This window comes from Halarsenatibacter silvermanii (assembly GCF_900103135.1).
GTDB classification, from domain to species: Bacteria; Bacillota; Halanaerobiia; order Halanaerobiales; family Halarsenatibacteraceae; genus Halarsenatibacter; species Halarsenatibacter silvermanii.
The window spans coordinates 1-20,088 of record NZ_FNGO01000014.1 but is presented as its reverse complement, the minus strand read 5'-3'; the positions used below and the strand labels follow the sequence as shown (position 1 = coordinate 20,088).

General features: G+C 40.1%; 19 protein-coding genes and 2 tRNA genes. 16 read left to right on the top strand and 5 right to left on the bottom strand.

Translation table 11 applies throughout. The features are described from left to right. Positions 1-238 precede the first annotated feature (238 nt). Positions 239-424, top strand: coding sequence for an FmdB family zinc ribbon protein (locus tag BLT15_RS08250; RefSeq protein ID WP_089760609.1), 186 nt, complete (start codon positions 239-241; stop codon positions 422-424). A 109-nt stretch (positions 425-533) separates the two neighbouring features. Here the strand turns inward: BLT15_RS08250 and BLT15_RS08245 are convergent, their stop codons facing one another. After that, positions 534-1,208, bottom strand: a complete 675-nt coding sequence (locus tag BLT15_RS08245) for an AbiTii domain-containing protein (protein ID WP_143423044.1) — start codon at positions 1,206-1,208, stop codon at positions 534-536. 321 nt (positions 1,209-1,529) lie between these two features. Between BLT15_RS08245 and BLT15_RS08240 the strand changes: the two genes are divergently transcribed. From BLT15_RS08240 to BLT15_RS08220, 5 genes are all read left to right on the top strand, one after another. Further along, positions 1,530-2,984 (top strand): ATPase domain-containing protein, encoded by a 1,455-nt coding sequence (locus BLT15_RS08240; protein ID WP_089760605.1) that lies wholly within the window; start codon positions 1,530-1,532, stop codon positions 2,982-2,984. A gap of 197 nt (positions 2,985-3,181) precedes the next feature. Then, a complete protein-coding gene (locus tag BLT15_RS08235; protein WP_089760603.1) occupies positions 3,182-4,942 on the top strand; it encodes a sensor domain-containing diguanylate cyclase/phosphohydrolase in 1,761 nt (586 codons plus the stop codon). 586 nt (positions 4,943-5,528) lie between these two features. Further along, on the top strand, positions 5,529-5,948 hold the full coding sequence (locus BLT15_RS08230; RefSeq protein ID WP_234985559.1) for a hypothetical protein: 420 nt from the start codon (positions 5,529-5,531) through the stop codon (positions 5,946-5,948). A 143-nt stretch (positions 5,949-6,091) separates the two neighbouring features. Then, positions 6,092-9,046, top strand: a complete 2,955-nt coding sequence (locus tag BLT15_RS08225; RefSeq protein WP_089760599.1) for a PAS domain S-box protein — start codon at positions 6,092-6,094, stop codon at positions 9,044-9,046. 84 nt (positions 9,047-9,130) lie between these two features. Then, positions 9,131-9,206: transfer RNA gene (locus BLT15_RS08220), tRNA-His, on the top strand. A 63-nt stretch (positions 9,207-9,269) separates the two neighbouring features. Here BLT15_RS08220 and BLT15_RS08215 read toward each other — a convergent pair. Next, positions 9,270-9,833, bottom strand: a complete 564-nt coding sequence (locus BLT15_RS08215) for a TIGR01440 family protein (protein WP_089760597.1) — start codon at positions 9,831-9,833, stop codon at positions 9,270-9,272. 170 nt (positions 9,834-10,003) lie between these two features. Here BLT15_RS08215 and BLT15_RS08210 point away from each other — a divergent pair, with 170 nt between their 5' ends. The 7 genes from BLT15_RS08210 to BLT15_RS08180 all read left to right on the top strand — a co-directional run bounded on the left by BLT15_RS08210 (position 10,004) and on the right by BLT15_RS08180 (position 16,208). Then, the gene (locus tag BLT15_RS08210) at positions 10,004-10,675 is read left to right on the top strand and encodes a rhomboid family intramembrane serine protease (protein ID WP_089760595.1); all 672 of its coding nucleotides are present in this window, start codon (positions 10,004-10,006) and stop codon (positions 10,673-10,675) included. A 65-nt stretch (positions 10,676-10,740) separates the two neighbouring features. Further along, on the top strand, positions 10,741-11,247 hold the full coding sequence (locus BLT15_RS08205; RefSeq protein WP_089760689.1) for an FxsA family protein: 507 nt from the start codon (positions 10,741-10,743) through the stop codon (positions 11,245-11,247). A gap of 57 nt (positions 11,248-11,304) precedes the next feature. Then, positions 11,305-12,078, top strand: coding sequence for an undecaprenyl-diphosphate phosphatase (locus tag BLT15_RS08200; protein WP_089760593.1), 774 nt, complete (start codon positions 11,305-11,307; stop codon positions 12,076-12,078). A 52-nt stretch (positions 12,079-12,130) separates the two neighbouring features. After that, the gene (locus BLT15_RS08195) at positions 12,131-12,757 is read left to right on the top strand and encodes an inorganic pyrophosphatase (protein WP_089760591.1); all 627 of its coding nucleotides are present in this window, start codon (positions 12,131-12,133) and stop codon (positions 12,755-12,757) included. Between the two features lie 249 nt (positions 12,758-13,006). Next, positions 13,007-14,191: a quaternary amine ABC transporter ATP-binding protein gene (locus tag BLT15_RS08190; protein ID WP_089760589.1), complete on the top strand. Its 1,185-nt coding sequence runs from the start codon at positions 13,007-13,009 to the stop codon at positions 14,189-14,191. A gap of 68 nt (positions 14,192-14,259) precedes the next feature. Then, a complete protein-coding gene (locus BLT15_RS08185) occupies positions 14,260-15,210 on the top strand; it encodes an ABC transporter substrate-binding protein (protein WP_089760587.1) in 951 nt (316 codons plus the stop codon). Positions 15,211-15,356: 146 nt separating this feature from the next. Then, on the top strand, positions 15,357-16,208 hold the full coding sequence (locus BLT15_RS08180; RefSeq protein ID WP_200769723.1) for an ABC transporter permease: 852 nt from the start codon (positions 15,357-15,359) through the stop codon (positions 16,206-16,208). A 44-nt stretch (positions 16,209-16,252) separates the two neighbouring features. On the opposite strand, the gene BLT15_RS08175 is transcribed toward BLT15_RS08180, so the two are convergent. After that, entirely contained in the window at positions 16,253-16,828 is a 576-nt protein-coding gene (locus BLT15_RS08175; RefSeq protein ID WP_089760585.1) for an MBL fold metallo-hydrolase, read from the bottom strand. A 234-nt stretch (positions 16,829-17,062) separates the two neighbouring features. On the opposite strand from BLT15_RS08175, the gene BLT15_RS08170 reads away from it, so the two are divergent. Beyond that, positions 17,063-17,842 carry a fumarylacetoacetate hydrolase family protein gene (locus BLT15_RS08170; protein ID WP_089760584.1) on the top strand — a complete coding sequence of 260 codons (780 nt, stop codon included), beginning with the start codon at positions 17,063-17,065 and terminating at the stop codon, positions 17,840-17,842. Positions 17,843-17,858: 16 nt separating this feature from the next. Here BLT15_RS08170 and BLT15_RS08165 read toward each other — a convergent pair. Then, positions 17,859-17,945: transfer RNA gene (locus BLT15_RS08165), tRNA-Leu, on the bottom strand. A gap of 132 nt (positions 17,946-18,077) precedes the next feature. Here BLT15_RS08165 and BLT15_RS08160 point away from each other — a divergent pair. Further along, entirely contained in the window at positions 18,078-18,545 is a 468-nt protein-coding gene (locus BLT15_RS08160) for a YwiB family protein (protein ID WP_089760583.1), read from the top strand. Beyond that, positions 18,535-18,876, top strand: a complete 342-nt coding sequence (locus BLT15_RS08155; RefSeq protein ID WP_089760582.1) for a DUF5665 domain-containing protein — start codon at positions 18,535-18,537, stop codon at positions 18,874-18,876. The genes BLT15_RS08160 and BLT15_RS08155 overlap by 11 nt, the downstream gene beginning before the upstream one ends. Positions 18,877-18,929: 53 nt before the next feature. Here BLT15_RS08155 and BLT15_RS08150 read toward each other — a convergent pair whose 3' ends face one another. After that, a complete protein-coding gene (locus tag BLT15_RS08150) occupies positions 18,930-19,901 on the bottom strand; it encodes a homocysteine S-methyltransferase family protein (RefSeq protein ID WP_089760580.1) in 972 nt (323 codons plus the stop codon). Positions 19,902-20,088: the final 187 nt, after the last annotated feature.

The following is a 20,088-nucleotide window of genomic DNA, read 5'->3' as shown; positions in this document are numbered from 1 at the left end:
TTATCATGGTTTAATAGATCTTCCTGTTTTCAGCTGTTAAATTGGCGTGTTAAAAAATTGCGCTCCTTTCGCGAGAGCTCATCACTGAGCTCACGCTCACCCCGGCACATTCTGAGCCGGGGGCATTATTTTTAGGCCATGGACTCAACATGTTGGTTATTTAACAGAGAATAACAGGTCATTGAAATATAATAGAGTTTGAAAAGCTAAAAATACTAAATGGGGGAATTATATACAGATGCCTTCTTATAACTTTGTCTGTAAAGATTGCGATGAAGAATTTACAATTGAAGCAAGCATGGAAGAACGTGATAGTATGGAAATAAACTGTCCAGAATGCGGGAGCGAAAATGTTAAGCAGACCTTTGGTTCAATAGGTTTACTTTCCTGCAGCACTTCAGGTGCAGCTGGTTCACCTGGCTGAGGCATATAAAATTACCCCGTTGGGGCATCAAAAAGCCACCCCTTTAAAAACGGGGTGGCATACCTGATTGCATCAGGAAAGAAGCGGTTTTATTTGATGGCAGCTTATATTAATCCAGCAGACGTTTGACACTCATGAGATTATCTTTGAGAGCTTCTTTATTCATATTTTCTTTTTTCAGGATTTCTGATAAGCGGGAAAATTTTTCGGCCAGTTTCTTTTTGTTTTCCCGGTCTTTTAACATTTTATCCATAGATAGGCAAACTTCTATGGCATCTTTCTCCGGCGAGGATTCCAGCGCCCAGCGGTGAATTTTTCCGGTGATCTCTTCCAGAATTATAGAAAGCTGGGGCGGTCGGATCACGTGAGCAAAATCGGCTTTGAGGTTAAGTTCGCTGCGCAGATCCTCTTCGATATCTTCGGGAATATCGATGCTGATCATAACGTCTTCTTCTTTACTTTCCTCCAACACACTTTCCAGCTCAGAAGCTGGTTCTTTAATGCTGGCTTCAGCAGCTTCTGAGTTGATTTCTTTCGCGCTTTGTTGAAGTATCTGCCAGCCCTGAAAAGCATCATAAACTGCCAGATCAGCTTCTATTATTCTAAAGTCAGGCAGCTCTTCTTTCTGCTGATATCCTTCGAGTTCATTTTTGATCCATCTTAGAAAATCGTTATCTCCTTTGTTTTTGGCGGCCAATTCTGCTTTTCTGAGAACGTTCTGGATGCTGTTTTCGGTTCTGCTGCAGGCATTTAAAAGGCTCTGTATTTCGGTATTGATTTTCAACACTCCCGTTGTTTTATTTCTAATGATATTAAGACCATTAGTAATTATATCATGAATAATAAGAGATATCACAAATTCATAATCTGCCTGAAAAAATATCGATGGGCAAGATAAAAGTTTTGTCCACTCCACTCGCTTTTCCAATTAAACCCCCCCTGGTGACAATATTATTCTATAAAAGCTTTGTAGATTGTCTAAATCATGTTATAATAGTTTTATAAAAGCAACTTTAATAATGGCCTGAATTCATTTGACCTGATGAATGTATACGCTTTTTGATTATATAAAAGCTACTAGCTGTTTTAGGAGATCTTTAAAGATATGGATGTTGAGGGCAGGATATCTACGGGAATAAACGGTCTGGATTCTATACTGGAAGGAGGATTAATTCCTGGCGATGCTTACCTGTTGAGAGGAGGAGCTGGGAGTGGAAAAACTACGCTGGGTTTACACTTTCTATGTGCTGATTTATCTACAGATAGCTCTCGTTTATTTATCTCGCTTTCCGAGCCCAGACCCAAAATTGTAAGAAATGCCGAAAAAAGAGATTTTCCCATCCAAAAGATTGAATTTTTGGATTTGAGTCCCTCCAGCCAGTTTGTAGAAAAGGAAGATTACAGTGTCTTTCCCTCGGCTGAGGTCGAAGAGCAGCCCCTTTTGGAGGAAATATCCAAAAAGATAAAGGCCATGAAACCAGAAAGAATTTTTATCGATGGATTAACCCAGCTGCGCTTTTTATCTCCGGATGATTATCGGTTTCGCAAAAATATTCAGTCTCTGATTAAATTAATGGCTGATATGGAAACCACCCCTATGCTGGTATCGGAGGTGGGCAGCCGTCCCGATGATGACCTGCAATTTATCAGCGATGGAATCATTAGTTTAAAAACCCGGGGTGACGAGAGAAAAATTTCGATTGCCAAAATTAGAGGTTCTGATTTTGTTAGAGGATTACATACCTATATTTTGAACGAGAAAGGGATGAAAGTTTATCCCAGATTAAACCCCGATTTTTCCCCTGATAAAGATATGGCAGCTGATAGGGAGACTATCTCCTCAGGTGTCCCAGAAATCGACAAACTGCTGCATGGAGGAATCGAAAGGGGCACGAATACGATTATCACCGGGCCCACAGGTTCTGGTAAAACCTCGCTGGGGTTAACTTTTATGAAGGAAGCGGCTGGAAGAGGAGAAAGATCTGTTATTTATCTTCTGGAAGAGAGCAAAGAAATTTTAAAACAGAGGTCCAAATCCATCAATATACCCATAGAAGAAATGGTCAAGAATAATAATCTGGAGTTATTTTCAGTCAATAGCGGGGAGATTTCTCCGGAACTCTTCGTTCATCGTGTTAAGAAAGAAGTTGAGGAGAATGACACCAAACTGGTCATGCTCGACAGTATTACAGCTTTTAATTCACATTTTAAAGATGAGAACTGGAGAAAAAATGATCTGATAAAAGTTCTTGATTCGATGCGAAAGTTTCTTTTCAATAATAATGTTACCATTCTCATGACCAATGAGATTCCCAATATTACCGGAGATTTCCAGGTTACCGATGACCAGATCAGTTATCTGGCGGATAATGTGATTATTCTGCGCTATATAGAGCTCAGCGGTGGTATGCAGAAGGCGATTGGAGTGTTGAAAAAGAGGTTGAGCAGTTTTGAGACAAAATTGAGAGAATTTGAGATAACAGAGTACGGGCTGGAAGTGGGGGAGCCGATGGAGAACTTGAGCGGCATATTATCTGGCAATCCAGAAATCATTTCATGAAAAGCAAAGGTTTTGGATTATCTCAGGGTGAATATATGAATTTTCATCTTTGTGATAATATCCAGAGTTATTATATCTGTCAACTATCGCCAGAGGACGGCTTTATTAATTTTTATCATGACTGGCAGGGTATGAACTGGAGGCAGAAGAGCTTATGAAAAATCTGAGTGTTATCAGCGGAAAGGAATTAAGCAATCATGGCTGATAACCGAACAAAAATCAAATTGATGGTGTCCAATCAAAAAGACAGAAAACTCATTCAGAATTTGCTGAGCGGTAGTTTTACCATTTTTTCTGATAATTCAGTAAATTTTAAAGACTGTGACTTATTAATATTTGACCTTGGCTATTTTAAAGAATATAAATCCAGGATAAAGAAATTAAAAGCGGACAAAAATGCTTTTACTCCGGTTATCTGTCTTAAAAAAGAAAAAGATAAGGCAGCACAGTATTTGTTTGAGATTGCTGATGATGTCATTAACCTGCCTGTATCTAAAAATATACTGCTGGCGAGGGCGAAAAATTTAGTCAAAAACAAAAAATTATATGAAGAAAACAGGGCTCTGAAAAACAAATATAGATATATATTTGACAGTCTCAATGACATGGTATTTCTACTTGATATTGTCGATGAAAAAGATCGTAGTTTTAAAATAAGCGAAATAAATAATAAACTGTTGAAAAATCTCAAATATGATAATAAATCTTTAAAGAATGAGTCTCCGGAAAAATTCATGTCCGATGAAGGTATAAGTGAGCTGATCAGAGTTATTGATAAAAATGAAGAAACTTTATTCACCGCTGATTTTTATACCGGTCGCGGAAATGAAGTTCCTGTGAAAATCAATGCTCAAAAGATTTGGGTAAAGGGAAACCAAAAGATTCTTTGCGCGGCCAGAGATATAACTGATAGGAAAGAAAAAGAGGAAAGAATCAATTATCTTCTGTTTCATGACCACCTCACTAAATTATATAACAGAAGATTTTTTGAAGAGGAAATGATACGCCTGGATACAGAAAGGCAGCTGCCTCTCTGTATTTTTATTATCGATATAAATGGCATGAAACTAATAAATGACAGCTTTGGGCATAAATATGGAGATGAACTGCTTGTTAAGACTGCAGATCTGCTGCAGGATGTATTCAGGAAAGAAGATATTCTGGCCCGCTGGGGTGGCGATGAATTCAGTATATTGCTGCCCAAAACCGGTGAATCGGAGGCTGAGGATATACTCAGCAGAATAAAAGAAAAGTGCAAAAAAACAGAGAGCGATAGGCTGCCGGTCTCTTTAGGTGTGGGCTATGCTGTTAAAGAAGATAAAGATCAGGATATATTTGAAGTTTTAAATGAAGCCGATGACAGAATGTATCAGGATAAATTAACAGCTCAAAAAAGTGCCACCAATAAAATATTAAAAAGCTTACTATCCTCTCTGGAAGCTAAAAGTCCAGAAACTGAAGCTCATACCAACCGCCTGGCGGTAATGGCGATAAAACTGGGAGAAAGAATTGGCCTTTCAAATAATCAATTGAATAACCTTTCCCTGCTTGCCACCCTGCATGATATCGGCAAGGTTAATATTTCTGAAGATATTCTTACAAAACCTGAAAATTTGAATGAAGAAGAATGGGAACGCATTAAAGAACATCCTCATATCGGGTACAAGATAGCGCTTTCCTGTGATGATTTTTCTTCGGTAGCCGATGAAATACTGGCTCATCATGAGCGCTGGGATGGAGGCGGGTATCCTGAGGGTCTGCAGGGCGATGACATACCTCTTTTATCAAGGATCATCTCCATCGTCGATGCCTATGATGTAATGGCAAATGGAAGGCCGTATAAGGAACCTATGAGCAGGAAAGAGGTGCTGCAGGAGCTGGAAAGATGTGCAGGCAGTCAGTTTGATCCGCGGCTGGTCGCTGAATTTATTGATATGGCCCAAAATGATGAGCTGTAAATATGAAATATGATGATTTAAAAAAAGCTGTTATTTTTGCAGATCAATCTTTGATAAAATCTTTTAAGCCAAGTATAATTTACAGCGGAAAAGATAAAGAATATTTTTATTGATGATCGACATAAATAAGTTATTCTTCTGGCTGATCAAAGCTAAATTGAATATGAATAGTCTATTATTTATCCTCCTGTTTGAGATCATCAAGACAGGGGGTTAATTTTTATTGTTTTTATAGAATGAAGAATACTCCCGGGAAAATTAGTGGCAAAGATCTATATTTTATAGATGGTTAGAGTTGATTGCCCTATTATCCTTCTCAATTTGTAAATTGAGAAGGTTTTACTGAAAGCATATTGAATTATATGAAAAGAATACATTTCAGAAGCAATCACTGCAGAAATTTTAACTTATTGGCCAGTACTCCATTATAATTGACAAAATAAATGTCATCTCTATTGCCCTTAAAACCATCTCTGTTGATTTAATAACCCATGTGCATTATTTACATCATAAAAGAAATTGAAGCCGTGAGAGAGGCTTATATACACGTTATAATAGCATATATGCCTGAGCAGCAAGAGTATAAATGGAGAGTAAGGGGAGAATACTCATGGAAAATACTATAGATCAGGAAAAATTGATCAAAAAGCTTGCAGAGCAAATAATATATTTATTGGAAGAAGAGAGCGATTCGCTGGAAGAATATATGGAGCTTTTTGAGATGAGCACGGAAGATATCTTGATGAAATTCTATCATCTGGTAAGAGATAATCCTGAAAATCAAGAGGAATACAAAATGATGATGAAAGAAATTATTGGAGGAAGGCCATCCTCTAAAATAGTTAAATTAGATACTGCAAAAAATAAAGATCGCCATGATACAAATATAAAGTCAGATAGGGGATCAAAAATAAACTCAGATATTGAGACTGAGATGGAAATTAATAAGATTAAGAATGAGTTGATTTATATATTAGCTGCCGAAGAGATATTGTATGAGAATTAATACCAGACCTCAAATTCAAGCAGCAAAGGGCCAGGATTTTTTTAACTGATCAGAATATTCAGATCCAGCCCCCTTCATGTTTAATTTTAGTAAAAATTTTATGAATTATTGGAGTTGCCCTAACCTGCAAAAGAGGTGATGATATGGAAACCAATTCCATAAAACTACTCTCTGATGATTATGAGATAAGCAAAGAATTTTTATCTTTTATTGATACAATGGATGAAAATGCAGCAATTTTGGATGAAAAAGGAAAAATTATATATATAAACAAAGCCTGGATAGAGTTTGCCCGGGCCAATGATATGGCCTGGGATAATTATGGCCTGGGAGAAGATTATTTAAAGATAGCAAGAAATGCCGAAGGAGAAGGGGCTGAAACAGCGAGAAAAGCAGCTGAGGGTATAGAGGCAGTGCTGGCTGGAGAGATGGATAACTTTTTTCTGGAATACCCCTGTCATTTAGCTGAGGAAATACGCTGGTTTAAGCTTAAGGTACAGACATTTGCAGAAAATAAAGCTGCAGTGATGCATGAAGATATAGCTGAAAGAAAGAAAACAGAAAAAGAATTAAAAAATAATAAAGAGAAACTCAATAATATTTTAAATAATACAGATGATGTAATCTGGTCTTTATCATGGCCTGATCTAAGCGTTGAATTTATAAATTCTGCCGCTGAAGATATATATGGCTACTCTCCTGAGGAATTTAGAGAAGATCCTGAATTGTGGAAGAAGGCAACTCACCCTGAGGATAGACACCTGGATGAAAAGGTATTAAAAGAGGTTCAAGAAAAAGGCAGAGCAGTAAAGGAAAATAGAGTAATAACTAAAGATGGCAATATAAAATGGGTCCAGGATAAAGCCAAAATGATATATAATGAGAATGATAAGCCAGTAAGAGTGGAAGGGATATCCAGAGATATCACCGAACGCAAAAAGTCTGAAAGGGAGCTAAGTAAGGAAAAAGAACGTTTTGAATCTCTTTTTGAAAATAACACTTCTGCTACAGCCATGCTTGATGATGAGGGTAAAATTGTTGATATTAATGAAGAATTTAAAAATTGTTTTGGCTATCAATTATCGGAGATAAAGGGAGAGCATTTAGATGATGTTTTGGAATGGGGTAAAGAAGGTTATGCTGACAGAGAGGCAACAAATGAATTTCTTCGCGGCAATAAAAAAAGAGGTGAAGGTACTCGTTATGACAAAGAAGGCAATCCTGGAGAGTATTTATTCCATGGTGTGCCTATAGTTACTGAAAATGAGATAGAAGGTGCTTATACTATATACGATGATATTACTGAATTAAAAAGAAATAGAGAGGAATTACAAAAAACCAAAAACTATCTGGAAGCAATACTGGCAAGCATCCAGGACGGAATCTCTGTTCTGGACCCTGATTTAACAATAAGATATGCCAACGATACTATGAAGAGATTGTATAGTGAAAATGCTCCCTTGGAAGGCAAAAAATGTCATCAGGTATATCGCAATAAGAATGAGCCCTGCGAAGAATGTCCTACTCTGCGTGCTCTGGAGAGTGGAGAGGTAGAAAAAGAAATAGTTCCCGGGCTGGAAGACTCTGAATCTCAACATTTAGAGCTTTTTAGCTATCCCATGATTGAAGAGGATACAGGAGAAGTTACAGGTATAGTAGAATTTGTCAGGGATATAACCGAGAGGAAGAAAAGGGAAGAAGATCTCAAACTAACACAATTTTCTGTGGATAAAGCCCCTGTGGGAGTTTTTTGGGTGACCCCTGAAGGCGAATTTGAATATGCCAATGATAGAGCCTGTGAAATTTTGAGTTACTCAAAAGATGAGTTAGTTGGTATGAAAGTTGCTGATATAGACCCGAACTTTCAGACAGAAAATCATGACAAGGAGTGGCAGAGGATTAATGAAAAAAAGCATGACAAGCTGGAGACACAGCTGATAAGAAAAGCTGGGAAAAAATTTCCGGCTGAAGTGATAAGCCGTTATTTGCAGTATAAAGATAAGAAGTATGAATTAGCTTTTGTCCAGGATATAACCGCGAGAAAAAAACGAAAAGAGCAATTAAAATACATGAGCTTTCATGATGACCTGACAGATTTATATAACCGCACTTTTATGGAGAAAGAGATGGAGCGCCTGGATACAGAAAGACAGCATCCTATCAGTTTAATATACTGTGATGTCAATGGTCTCAAAATAGTCAACGATACCTATGGACACGATGTAGGGGACAAATATTTAATAAAAGTCTCGGAAATATTACGGAATATTACCAGAAGTGAAGATTTGGTGGCGCGCTGGGCTGGCGATGAATTTGTCATCCTATTACCTCAGACAGATAGGGAAATGGCCGAAGAAATCATAGAAAGAATTGAGAGTGCATCTGAAGAGGCAGAATTCAAAGATATACCGATTACATTAGGTATTGGCCTTGCAGCTAATAAGAAAGAAGAAATCTCATTCGAAACTGTTTTTAATAGAGCCGATGAAAGAATGTATAAAGATAAATTAACAAAGTCGCGAAGTGCGGAAAATAAGCTGGTACAGAATATGCTGGCAACTCTGGAAGCAAAAAGCGCAGAGACAAGAGAGCATTCGATGAGAATGACCGAGCTTGCTCATGAATTGGGAAATGAGGCCGACTTAAACAGTGAGCAAGTTAATGACCTCACGCTGGTTGCTACTCTTCATGATATAGGTAAAGTTACAATTTCCGAAGATATTTTAACCAGGAATGGTGATTTAACAGAAGAAGAATGGCAGATTATAAAAGAACACCCCGAGATGGGTTATAAAATAGCATCGGCAACCGAGGAGTTTTCTCCTATCGCCCCGGCAATTCTTTATCACCACGAACACTGGAACGGCAGCGGCTATCCTGTAGGGTTAGAAGGTGATGAAATACCTCTTTTATCCAGAATAATTTCCATTGTAGATGCCTATGATGTGATGACTGCTGGTAGACCTTATAAAGAAGCTATGAGCAATGATGAAGCTTTAGAAGAAATAAATAAATGTGCAGGAACGCAGTTTGACCCTGAATTGGCCGAAATGTTTGTGGAAATCATTCAGACATCTCCATCACAAGCAAAGCTTTAATTTTTCTTAATCAATCCTTGACAAAAGCTTTTAATCAGGGTATAATTTACAGTGGAAAAGATAATTAATGAGTATATTTATGTGGTGGATGTAGCTCAGGGGTTAGAGCGCAGGATTGTGGATCCTGAGGTCGAGGGTTCGAATCCCTTCATCCACCCCATTTTAATTTTTGCGGTTACTATTCAATCTATTTTGGGGTTTTGATATTTCAAAGATATTTTTCTTATTCGGGATAGTGAGCTCTTTTTCCACCTATCAGTTTTGGCCTGGTTTTGGCCAGAGTTACATGAGCTTCCCCCAGATAATTAAGCCGACTGCGTATGGGAACTGCGACTTCTCTGAGATGCATGCCTATGAAGGTATCTCCTATATCGATTCCACCTTCCGCTTTTATTTTTTCCACCACCACCGGATTTTCCAGCTGATTATAAGCTTCAGCTGCCAGAGCACCTCCTGCATTTTTATGAGGTATGACAGTTACCACCGGCAGATTTCTGTTCTCCGCAATTTTTTTATCGGTTACCAGGGCCCTGTTGAGATGTTCGCAGCACTGAAACGCGAGATTTAAGTTTTCCTCATATAATTTAGACTTTATTATCGGAAATATTTTTCGGGCCAGTTCTGGCCGGGAGCTTTTTCCGATATTTGCTCCGGCTATTTCGCTGGTGCTGCAGCCGATGACTATCACATTTTCAGCTTTAAATTTTGATAATTCTATCATATCTTCCAGAATTAGCTTTAAATCCTTTTTGATCTGCTTGATATCTAGTCCAGACTCCGATACCATAGTATTACCTCCTAATAAACTTAATAATTAATTTTCATTGTCCTCTTTAGACAAGAATAATATATTTTACTCTTCATTTCCACCCGTGTTTTGATAAAAGATATATCGATCTGATGGATTTTATTATGGGTTAGAGAAGTCGTATTAAATCTTGGGAGAGAAAATATAATATGCTACCCTTAAGAGATGATGTTCCCAGGCAAAAAATTCCTCTGGCTACAGGGTTAATAATTTCGATAAACATTATTATCTATATCCAGCAGGCCAGGCTGCCGGAGGTCACTCTTCATCGAGTAATTGAGACTTATGGGTTGATTCCCATCTATTTCAGGCAGAATCCTGCGGGGGAATTTCATACGATCTTCACTTCCATGTTTATGCACGGAGGCCTGGGGCATTTGATAGTTAATATGTGGATTCTGGCTCTTTTTGGTGACAATGTTGAGGATAGAATGGGAAGAATTTCGTTTTTGATTTTTTATCTTCTTAGTGGATTGGCTGCTTCCTCGACGCATATGTACTTCAATATAAATTCCATTATACCGGTTATAGGAGCTTCTGGTGCTGTAGCTGGTGTGATGGCCGCCTATGCTTTTTTATTTCCTTCGGCCAGAGTTTTAACTATGATTCCGATATTTATCTTTCCCTATATCACAACTCTTCCGGCATTTGTATTTATGGGGTTCTGGTTTTTGACACAGGTTTATTATGGTACCATGACCCTGACGATGGGAGCCAGTTATGGGGGGATAGCCTGGTGGGCTCATATAGGGGGTTTTGTTTTCGGAGCTTTTTTCTACAGGATTTTTGTCAGGAGAAGAAGTGATTTGATTGGATATTGAATTACCGAATAGGATTATCGCTTTTTATAATTTATCATTCCTGTGAATTAGGGAAGGAGCAAATTATGTTTATCCGACTACTTTTGTTGTTTGCCCTGATACCCATGGCTGAACTCGCACTTTTGATCTGGGTTGGAGGGAGAATAGGTTTATTGCCTACGCTGGTGCTTGTGGCTGCAACCGGCGTTATCGGTATAACTGCTGCAAAAATGCAGGGATTTTTGATTATGAACAGAATTAAAAGTAGTTTGAGTCGGCAGCAGATGCCCACCCTCAATATGATTGAAGGTCTTCTGATACTGGTAGGAGGGGGTATGCTTTTGACCCCCGGACTGATAACTGATGTTCTGGGTTTTACCTTTATTCTGCCGTTCTCGCGGCCGAGGGCAGCCAGGCTGGTGCGAAAACATGTAGGCAATCATCTGAAGAAGAAAAGCTTTTCCTCGAACAAAACTATAACTTTTGGTTTTTCAAATTTTAATAAAAAAAAGCATCGGGGATCTGACAATTCAGCCCCTGAAGAGGAAAATGTCTATGACATCGGGTCTCCCGATGACCGGGACGATGATTAGAGAAACTAAAATTTTGTAAGCAGTATTTGAAATAAACAGGTTAGGAGTGAACTGGAATTGACAGAGCTAATTGAAGCTGTTCTGCTGGGACTTTTACAGGGAGTAGTTGATCCGATGCCTGTCAGCAGCTCAGGTCATCTCGTTCTTCTGCAGCATTTTTTTGGAATAGAGCAGCGACTGACTTTGAGCGTTTTTCTACATTTCGGCAATCTACTGGCCATTATTCTCGTTTTCAGGCGGGATATAAAAGAAATTTTTTCATTCAACCCGCGTTATCCCCGCTTAGTTAAATACATAATCATCGGAATTCTGCCTGTGGGCACGGTCGGCTTTATTCTCAAACCTTTTTTTGACAGAGTTTTTGCCACTACTATAATTGTGGGTTTTATGCTGCTGGTAACAGGATTGGTTTTATTTACTTCTAAATATGCTGCGAACAAGGGGCGGGATATGGAAGAGATGCAGCTTAAGGACGCGGTTATCGTAGGACTGGCCCAGATGCTCGCTCTTTTCCCCGGTCTTTCGCGGTCGGGTATGACAATAGTCAGCGGACTCCACAGCGGTCTGGATAGAAGGCTGGCGGTGAAATATTCTTTTTTGATGTCTGTGCCGGTTGTGCTGGCAGCTACATCACTGGAATTGATAGAAGTTATCCAGACGGGAACAGGGGATGTGGGAGTAAATATGATCATAACAGGAACGATTACAGCAGTTATTTCGGGTTTTGCAGCGATCAAATTGCTTCAGCATATTGTCGAGAGGCAGAGCCTTTTCTTTTTTGCATATTACTGCTGGATGTTAGGTTCTGCTATACTGGCTATATTTTTGTAGGCTATTTATGATTCTGGCCGGAGACCATCCTTTATTTAATTCATAGAAAGGAATGATAATATTGACAGAAAGAAATAACATGATGGCCCATCCCTGGCATGGTATTGAAGCCGGACCTAACTCTCCCGAAATCATCAACGTCTATGTAGAATTAGTACCTCAGGATGGAATTAAATATGAGCTGGATAAAAAAAGCGGACTTCTGAAAGTTGACCGGCCTCAAAGATTTTCCAGTTATTCTCCTGCTCCCTATGGTATGATGCCGAGAACCTTTTGTGGTGAAAGGGTCTCAAGTATCATGGCTGAGGATATAGGAGAAGCTGATCTGGAAGGTGATAGCGATCCTCTCGATGTCATGGTTCTGACAGAGAAAATTGTTCCTCATGGCGACATTCTTATGACTGCTCGCCCGCTTGGGGGACTCGGATTACTCGACAGGGGGGAGGCAGACGATAAAATCATCGCGGTTTTGAAAGACGATTCGGTTTACAACCAGTACAGTTGTCTGGAAGATCTGCCTGAAGGTATTATGACCAGAATAAAGCATTATTTTTTGAGTTATAAAACCGGGCCGGAAGCTGATGAGCCTAAATGCGTGGTTAAAACTGTATATGGGTCTGAGAAAGCCTGCCAGCTGATTGAGGCAGCTCAAAAGGATTATCAGGATAAGTTCGCTTAGGTTTGACAAGGTCAAGATTATTTGTTAGTATTCTTATGAAATCCTTAAAGTGAGGATATTTTGAACTCTTTTTGAAAATTGTTTTAGCCTGGTGTGAAATTTTTTATTTGCTGGGTTAAAATGAGTATCTCTTATATATTATAACATAAACAGGTACAGAGATATGTTTGAAGGGTGCAGCTAGCTGCAGTACATATTTCTGTACCTTTCTTTTTATTCGGGGAATTTAACAGGAAAGGAGAGACATTCATGAGCAAAATCAGGGTTGAAAATGTTTCGAAGATATTTGGGGATTCACCGGAAGAGGCATTCCCGCTGCTGGAAGAGGGTTACAGTAAGGATGAAGTTCTTGAAAAAACAGGAAATACTGTGGGAGTTCACGATGTCAATTTTGAGGTTGAAGAGGGAGAGATATTTGTCCTCATGGGTCTTTCCGGGAGTGGAAAATCCACTCTGCTGCGCTGTATCAATAGAATTGTTGAGCCCACTAAAGGAAATATTTATGTAGATGATGAAAATGTAATGAATTTGGATAAAAGCGATTTAAGGCAATATCGCCAGGAAAATTTTGGAATGGTATTTCAAAACTTTGCTTTGTTTCCATTTCGAACTGTGATGGAAAATGCGGAGTTTGGGCTCGAGGTTCAGGGAATTGAAAAAGAAGTCCGACGTGAAAAAGCTCAAAAAGCGCTGGATATGGTCGGTTTGAGCGGATATGAGGATCAGCATCCCGATCAATTGAGTGGAGGCATGCAGCAGAGGGTGGGGCTGGCCCGGGCCCTGGCAGTTGATACAGATATTATGCTTATGGATGAACCCTTCAGTGCCCTGGATCCTCTGATTAAAAAGGATATGCAGGATCAGCTGCTTGATCTTTATGAAGAGATCGAAAGAACTATAGTTTTCATCACTCATGATCTCGATGAAGCACTAAAGCTGGGTGATAGAATCGCCATAATGAAAGATGGTGTGATAGTGCAGCTTGGTGATCATGAGGAAATTTTAAACGAAGCCAAAAATGAATATGTTGCTGAATTTGTTGAAGATGTCAATAGATCAAGGGTTTTAAATGCGGAAGACATTATGGCCAAGCCGGCAGATCTATTGTATGAGAATCAGGGACCCAGAACAGCATTACATAAGATGAATCAGGAAGGTTTAACAAGTATTTTTGTGGTGGATAGAAATAAAAAATATCTGGGAGTTCTGGAGATAGATAAGGTAAAAGAGATGCTCGATGAGGAAAAAGAAGATGTTACCGATAACTTAACTGATAGAGAAACGGCGAGTCTGGATGAACCCGTCAGCGAGCTTTTTTCGCGGGTTGCCGGTACGAGCCTGCCGCTGCCCGTGGTTAATTCAGAGAATAAGCTTTTAGGAGTTATCGTCAAGACTCATGTGATTGCCAATCTCGATTCCTCAACTGATATTTGAGAAGGCTGATAGAAAATTTTTATCAATTCTTATATATTAATAAAATCTACCCGAGGAGGGAATAAAAAATGAAAGGAACTCGTCTCACTATTTCTGTGCTCGTTATCGCACTTATAATGTCTGCTGCTTTTGTTGGGCTGGACGCTGAACCGGCTGCTGCCGAAGATGAGGTCATCCATTTTGGTTACGTGGAATGGCCCGGAGTTACTGTGAAGACTGAGGTGGCCCGGACTATCCTGCACGAGCTGGGATACGAAACTGAAATGCAAAGTTATATGCAGGAGGTTCTCTTTCAGGGAATGAGCCGGGGGGAAGTTGATCTATTCATGGGAGTCTGGCTTCCCACCATGGAAGTAACCTATCGCGAGCACGAAGAAGCTGGAGATATTGAACCGATAGCCACCAATCTGGAAGAGGCGCTTTATGCTACTTATGTAAATGAGGAAGCCTATGAAGCAGGAGTTCAATCGATGGCCGATCTCCATGAATATGGTGAGGAGTTTGGTTATGAAATTTACGGGCTCGAGCCCGGTAATGATGGTAATATTATTATTCAAAATGCCATAGAGGATAGCACCTACAACCTGGAGGACTGGGAGTTAGTGGCCAGCAGCGAGGCCGGTATGCTGTCAGAAGTCGACAGAGCCCAGCAGAGGGGAGACTGGATTGCTTTCAACGGCTGGGAGCCGCACTGGATGAATTTGGCCTATGATATCAAACCTCTTGAGGATCCCGAAAATATCTGGGGTGAATCTGACGAGGTAAAAACAGCTCAGCGGACAGGTTTTGGTGAAGAGATGCCCAATGTATATAAATTGATGTCTCAGATAAAAGTGGAAACAGAATGGCAGGACGAGTGGATTTATGAATATGGTTATGAAGAGAGAGAACCTGCTGAGATAGCAGAAGAGTGGGTCGGCGCCAATCTGGACATAGTGGCAGAGTGGGTAGAAGGAGTTTATGCTGCCGATGGCGAAACTCCAGCTCTGGAAGCTCTGGAAGAAAGTTTTGCTGAATAAGATATTTAAAAAAATGCCAGCAGGAACTTTATCCAGCTTAAAACAAATTAGTTGACCGGGAAAATATATACTAATTCAGCGGTGGAGCAGCTGATAGCCGGATGGCTGCTCCACTGCTTTTATAATTAAGAATGAGGAGGATTTGCATGAATATCTTTACTTATCTGGAGGAAGTTTTGGTATTTGATATTCCTCTGGGGGACTGGATAGAAGCAGCTGTAAATTTTTTGATAGCAAATTTTTCCGGCCCTCTGGATGCTTTTTCCAATATGGTTGGCGGTATGATCGGTGGATTTGAAAACTTCTTGAATTTGTGGCCGCCCCTGTTGTTAATACTGACTGTAGCTGCGATTGCCTGGAAGCTACGCGGCAAATCTCTGTCAATTTTTGTTATCCTGGGGCTGCTGCTGGTGCTCAATATGGGTATCTGGGAGGAATTGCTAGTTACTGTTGCCTCAATTTTGACTTCGGTTTTGATTGCCCTCACAGCAGGTATTCCTCTGGGAATAATAAAAGCTCACAGCAAAATATTTCATTTTATTTCCCGCCCCATACTGGATTTGATGCAGACGATTCCTCCCTTTGTATACCTCATACCAGCTCTGATGTTTTTTGGCCTGGGAAATGTTCCGGGAGTTATAGCTACTGTAGTTTTTGCTATAGCTCCACCTATTCGTCTGACCTATCTGGGCATAATCCAGGTCGATGAAGAGCTGAAAGAAGCCGGCCAGGCATTTGGTTGTAACTGGTGGCAGATGCTGTTAAAAGTTGAACTGCCGGGAGCACGCCCTTCAATTATGATGGGGATCAATCAGTGCATCATGCTTTCGCTTTCGATGGTTGTTATCGCTGCTATGATTGGAGCAGGCGGCCTGGGCGAGCCGGTGCTGAGATCACTTTCTGTGGTGGATATAGGCATGGGTTTTGAAGCCGGTCTGGGTGTCGTTATACTGGCAGTAATACTGGACAGAATGTTCCGTTCGGAAGAACAGGAATAATGTCTCTATTGAAAAAATGGATTCAAATTTAAATACTGATAAGATTATATTTCTATTGTCTGACCGGGAGAGATAGTTTTTGCGTTAAAGCCGTTATCCTGCAGCCTTTTAACCAGTCCTTCAGCTTCTGACAGCTCTTTTTGGTCTTCGGGATTGTAGTGATAGGGGATGACTAGATCGGGCTCAATCTCCCTGCAGCGCTGGAGATAATCCTGATAGAAATCGGGAAAACAGGCGGTGAACATCAGGTTTACCTCTCCGCCGGGAGCTGGAAATTGAGATGCATCAGCCGTATGATAAAGTCCTTCAAAATAGTAGCACAGCGAGTAATCAGAACCATAACAATCACATTCGTAAGCCTGGATGCTGCCAGCTATTTCTTCGCCGGCAGCAAGTTTTTCTCCCTGAATATCATGTTCTTCAAAAACTGTATAAGGGGCAAAAAGTTTTTTGGCTTCGTAATTCTCTATGAATTCTGAAGATACGTGATCGTCATGCTCATGAGTTACCAGGATTATATCGGGGTCAAATTCCGGTTCCAGCAAAAAATTCGGGTCCAGCAGCAGATTTTGCTGATCTCTAACTTCCAGACAGGCGTTACCAAGCCATCTTATCTCCATATTAATCCCCCCGAATAATAAATTTTTATTGTTCGCTCGACATTTTTATGATATATGCTTTAAATTGGAAAATCAAGAACCTATAAATCAGGTTTGCTTTTTAAGAAGGAGTTTGAGAAATTGAAAAGAAATTGTTAATAACATTACCTTTATGTTAAACTACCGGTTAAAATAAATTGCTGGTTAAAAGGCTAGATCTTTTGACACTGCGTTACTTCGAGAAGAGGTGAATTAATGAAACTGGTTAGATTTGAAACAGAAGCAGGAAAAGTTCATCAGGGTAGACTGGAAGAAGGAGAGATTTTAGAAATAAGCGGAGATATTCTTTCGGATTACAATGTGAGCGAAAAATCGCACAGCCTGGACGAAGTGCAGCTTTTGGCGCCAGTATTCCCACCCAATATAATAGCCATAGGATTAAATTACTTCGGGCATGCAGAAGAACTGGGAAGCAGCATACCGGATGAACCTCTGATGTTTATGAAAGCAACCAGCAGTATTTTACCCCCTGAAAAACCGATTGAGCTGCCGGCGGCAGCTCCGAAAAAAGTTGACTATGAAGCTGAACTGGGCATAGTGATCGGTGAAAAAACCAGCGATGTTCAACCTGAAAATGCTGGAAAAGCAATCCTGGGATTTACCTGTGTCAATGATGTTACTGCCAGAGATTGTCAGGAAGATGACGGCCAGTGGATCAGGGCAAAATCTTTTGACACTTTCTGTCCTGCTGGACCCTGGATAGAGACCGAATTGGAAGAGGGCGGCAGTGAGATCCGCAGTTATGTAAACGGGGAAATAAGACAGCAATCAAACACAAAAGATATGATATTTGACCCGGAACAGCTGGTTAGTTATTGTTCTAAAATGATGACGCTTCTGCCGGGGACTTTAATATTGACCGGGACACCGGCGGGAGTGGGTAAAAGTTTTTCTCCACCGCGCTATCTCAAAAGTGGAGATGAGGTCAAAATCGAAATTGAAGGACTGGGGCAGCTGGTAAATTCAGTTCGTTGAGCAGAAATAAAAAAAGTGGTGCCGAAGGTGGGATTCGAACCCACACGGGCTGACGCCCACCGGATTTTGAATCCGGCGCGTCTGCCAGTTCCGCCACTTCGGCATCACTATTGATATATTATCATATTTTGGAGGGTGGAACAAGACCAAATCTGCCGGAGATAAAATTGTACTTCAGGTTATTTATAATTTATATATCGTATTTTTATAGGCGGCATAATCTGGAGGGTCAGCATTGAGCAGAAAAGAAGTTCAGCTTGAAATTTTAAACAGACAGGAAATATCGAAAGGAGGCCAGGAAGAGCTTGAATTTGAATGTGAGGGGTTGATGTATGTTAAAAGAGGCAGCATATATCTTCTGTATAATGAAACCGGGGAAGGTTTGTCCGGAGCCCGTACAACTCTTAAATTCAACCCTCAAGAAGAAAGAGTTCTGATTCAAAGGAAGGGTTCAGGTGGTCTCAAACAAAAATTCATCGAAGGTCAGACTCATTGTAGTTTTTATAAGACCGGCCAGGGCAAACTTGAAATGAAGACAAAAACTGTTTCGTTGAATATAATAACCAGAGAAAGTGCAGATGAGATTATCGGGGGAGAACTGCAAATTTGTTACAGGCTTTATCTTGGAAGCAGTTACTTTTCCACCAATGATCTCAAAATTAAATTTGAACTTCTGGATGAGGAGATATCCCATGAAGACTGAAAAAAATTCCTCGCTCAACAGTACAAAAGAAAACGAGGAAGAAACATGGAAACGCCCTGATTCATCCTGGGAGTGCCGCCTGCGTGCTTTTTCTGAAAGATTTAACAGATTTATGATAGCCGAAATGCTGGCATTTAAAACCTCGCCTGTATTAACTGTTTTCACAACTTTTCTGGGCGGTCTGGCCATGGGGTTAGGACTGGCACTGGGACTGACTGTTTTAAGCGGACTTTCATTGATGATTGCTCAGGAGGTTGTAGAAGCTGATCTGCCGGTTATAGGTGAATACCTGGCTGAAATTTATGAAGTAACGATTGAACATTTGGATTAAAATATTGGGTTATTATCCGAAACAGTTGGTCAAATCTCCTAAGTGTAAATTGATTAGGATGTTTTGAAGAGATCTTTGAGTTTTTCGATGGTTTCAGGAGTGGTTCCGCAGCAGCCTCCGATGATACAGTCATAACCTTTCATGAAGCTGATAAATTCCTGGTACTCCTCGAAAAAACCTTCGTCCTGAGGATAGATCATTTTTCCCTGGTCAGTATCAAGTTCAGGTGCTCCTGCATTATAGAGAAGAGCAATGGGAAGATTAAAATCCAGCTGATTGGCAAGTGAGCGCCAGGCGGTTCTAAATTTTTGGTCGGGTGTCAGGCAGTTGAGACCAACAGCCAGCAGTTTTTCTTCATCGGCATCTTCGGCTATATCGGCCAGATCTTCAATTGTGCTGCCATATTCGGTTTTTTCCGGATCAGTCATTGTCATATTCATAAAATAGGGCATGTCAGCTTCTTCCGCGGCTTCCGCGGCCAGTTTTAGTTCTCTATGATAGGAGAAGGTTTCTAAAGTGATAATATCGACTCCGCCTCTTTTTAAATATTTTATCTGTTCCAGAAAGGTTTTCTGAACTTTTTTCCTGTTTTCCTGCTCGTCGAGAAAGATTGCAGTTTCAGAACCCGTAGGCCCCACACTGCCAGTTATGATGATTTCTTTATCTTTCTGCTGATAGGCTTTGTAATCAGCTCTGGCTTCTTCGGCCAGGCCCGCTCCTCTCAAATTTATTTCTCCAACTTTTTCAGCAAGACCCTGCTTTTCCAGATACAAACTATTGGCACAAAATGTATTCGTATTAATTAACCGGCAGCCTGCATTGAGATATCTTCTATGAATTCTTCTTACTTCTGAGGGAGCATGAAGATTGAACTCCAGAGGAGAGTTAATATTCTTCCGGTCTGATTTCATCAACTCGGTTCCCAGAGCGCCATCGCCGATTAAAATTCGAGTTTCGGGTTTATCAGATCCGCTGGAGCTGCTGCTGTAGGAAAGGGTTTTTGCAAATTTACTGGCTGAATTCATATCGAAATATTTCCTCCTTTTTCATATCATAATATTTATCTTTGAATGATTATATCATAAATTTAATTTAAAATCATGTTCCTATAAATCTATGTTTGAGTTAATTAGTTGTGGGTAGTACAATATTCATACTAAATCTGATCAAGGGAAAGAAATATAAATTGAGGTCTCACACACTTAAATATGC

Bases quoted from the DNA above. Each gene is read 5' to 3' on its own strand.
- BLT15_RS08250 (WP_089760609.1), top strand. From the start codon at position 239: ATGCCTTCTTATAACTTTGTCTGTAAAGATTGCGATGAAGAATTTACA.
- BLT15_RS08240 (WP_089760605.1), top strand. From the start codon at position 1,530: ATGGATGTTGAGGGCAGGATATCTACGGGAATAAACGGTCTGGATTCT.
- BLT15_RS08235 (WP_089760603.1), top strand. From the start codon at position 3,182: ATGGCTGATAACCGAACAAAAATCAAATTGATGGTGTCCAATCAAAAA.
- BLT15_RS08230 (WP_234985559.1), top strand. From the start codon at position 5,529: ATGGAGAGTAAGGGGAGAATACTCATGGAAAATACTATAGATCAGGAA.
- BLT15_RS08225 (WP_089760599.1), top strand. From the start codon at position 6,092: ATGGAAACCAATTCCATAAAACTACTCTCTGATGATTATGAGATAAGC.
- BLT15_RS08215 (WP_089760597.1), bottom strand. From the start codon at position 9,833: ATGGTATCGGAGTCTGGACTAGATATCAAGCAGATCAAAAAGGATTTA.
- BLT15_RS08210 (WP_089760595.1), top strand. From the start codon at position 10,004: ATGCTACCCTTAAGAGATGATGTTCCCAGGCAAAAAATTCCTCTGGCT.
- BLT15_RS08205 (WP_089760689.1), top strand. From the start codon at position 10,741: ATGTTTATCCGACTACTTTTGTTGTTTGCCCTGATACCCATGGCTGAA.
- BLT15_RS08195 (WP_089760591.1), top strand. From the start codon at position 12,131: ATGATAATATTGACAGAAAGAAATAACATGATGGCCCATCCCTGGCAT.
- BLT15_RS08190 (WP_089760589.1), top strand. From the start codon at position 13,007: ATGAGCAAAATCAGGGTTGAAAATGTTTCGAAGATATTTGGGGATTCA.
- BLT15_RS08185 (WP_089760587.1), top strand. From the start codon at position 14,260: ATGAAAGGAACTCGTCTCACTATTTCTGTGCTCGTTATCGCACTTATA.
- BLT15_RS08180 (WP_200769723.1), top strand. From the start codon at position 15,357: ATGAATATCTTTACTTATCTGGAGGAAGTTTTGGTATTTGATATTCCT.
- BLT15_RS08175 (WP_089760585.1), bottom strand. From the start codon at position 16,828: ATGGAGATAAGATGGCTTGGTAACGCCTGTCTGGAAGTTAGAGATCAG.
- BLT15_RS08170 (WP_089760584.1), top strand. From the start codon at position 17,063: ATGAAACTGGTTAGATTTGAAACAGAAGCAGGAAAAGTTCATCAGGGT.
- BLT15_RS08155 (WP_089760582.1), top strand. From the start codon at position 18,535: ATGAAGACTGAAAAAAATTCCTCGCTCAACAGTACAAAAGAAAACGAG.
- BLT15_RS08150 (WP_089760580.1), bottom strand. From the start codon at position 19,901: ATGAATTCAGCCAGTAAATTTGCAAAAACCCTTTCCTACAGCAGCAGC.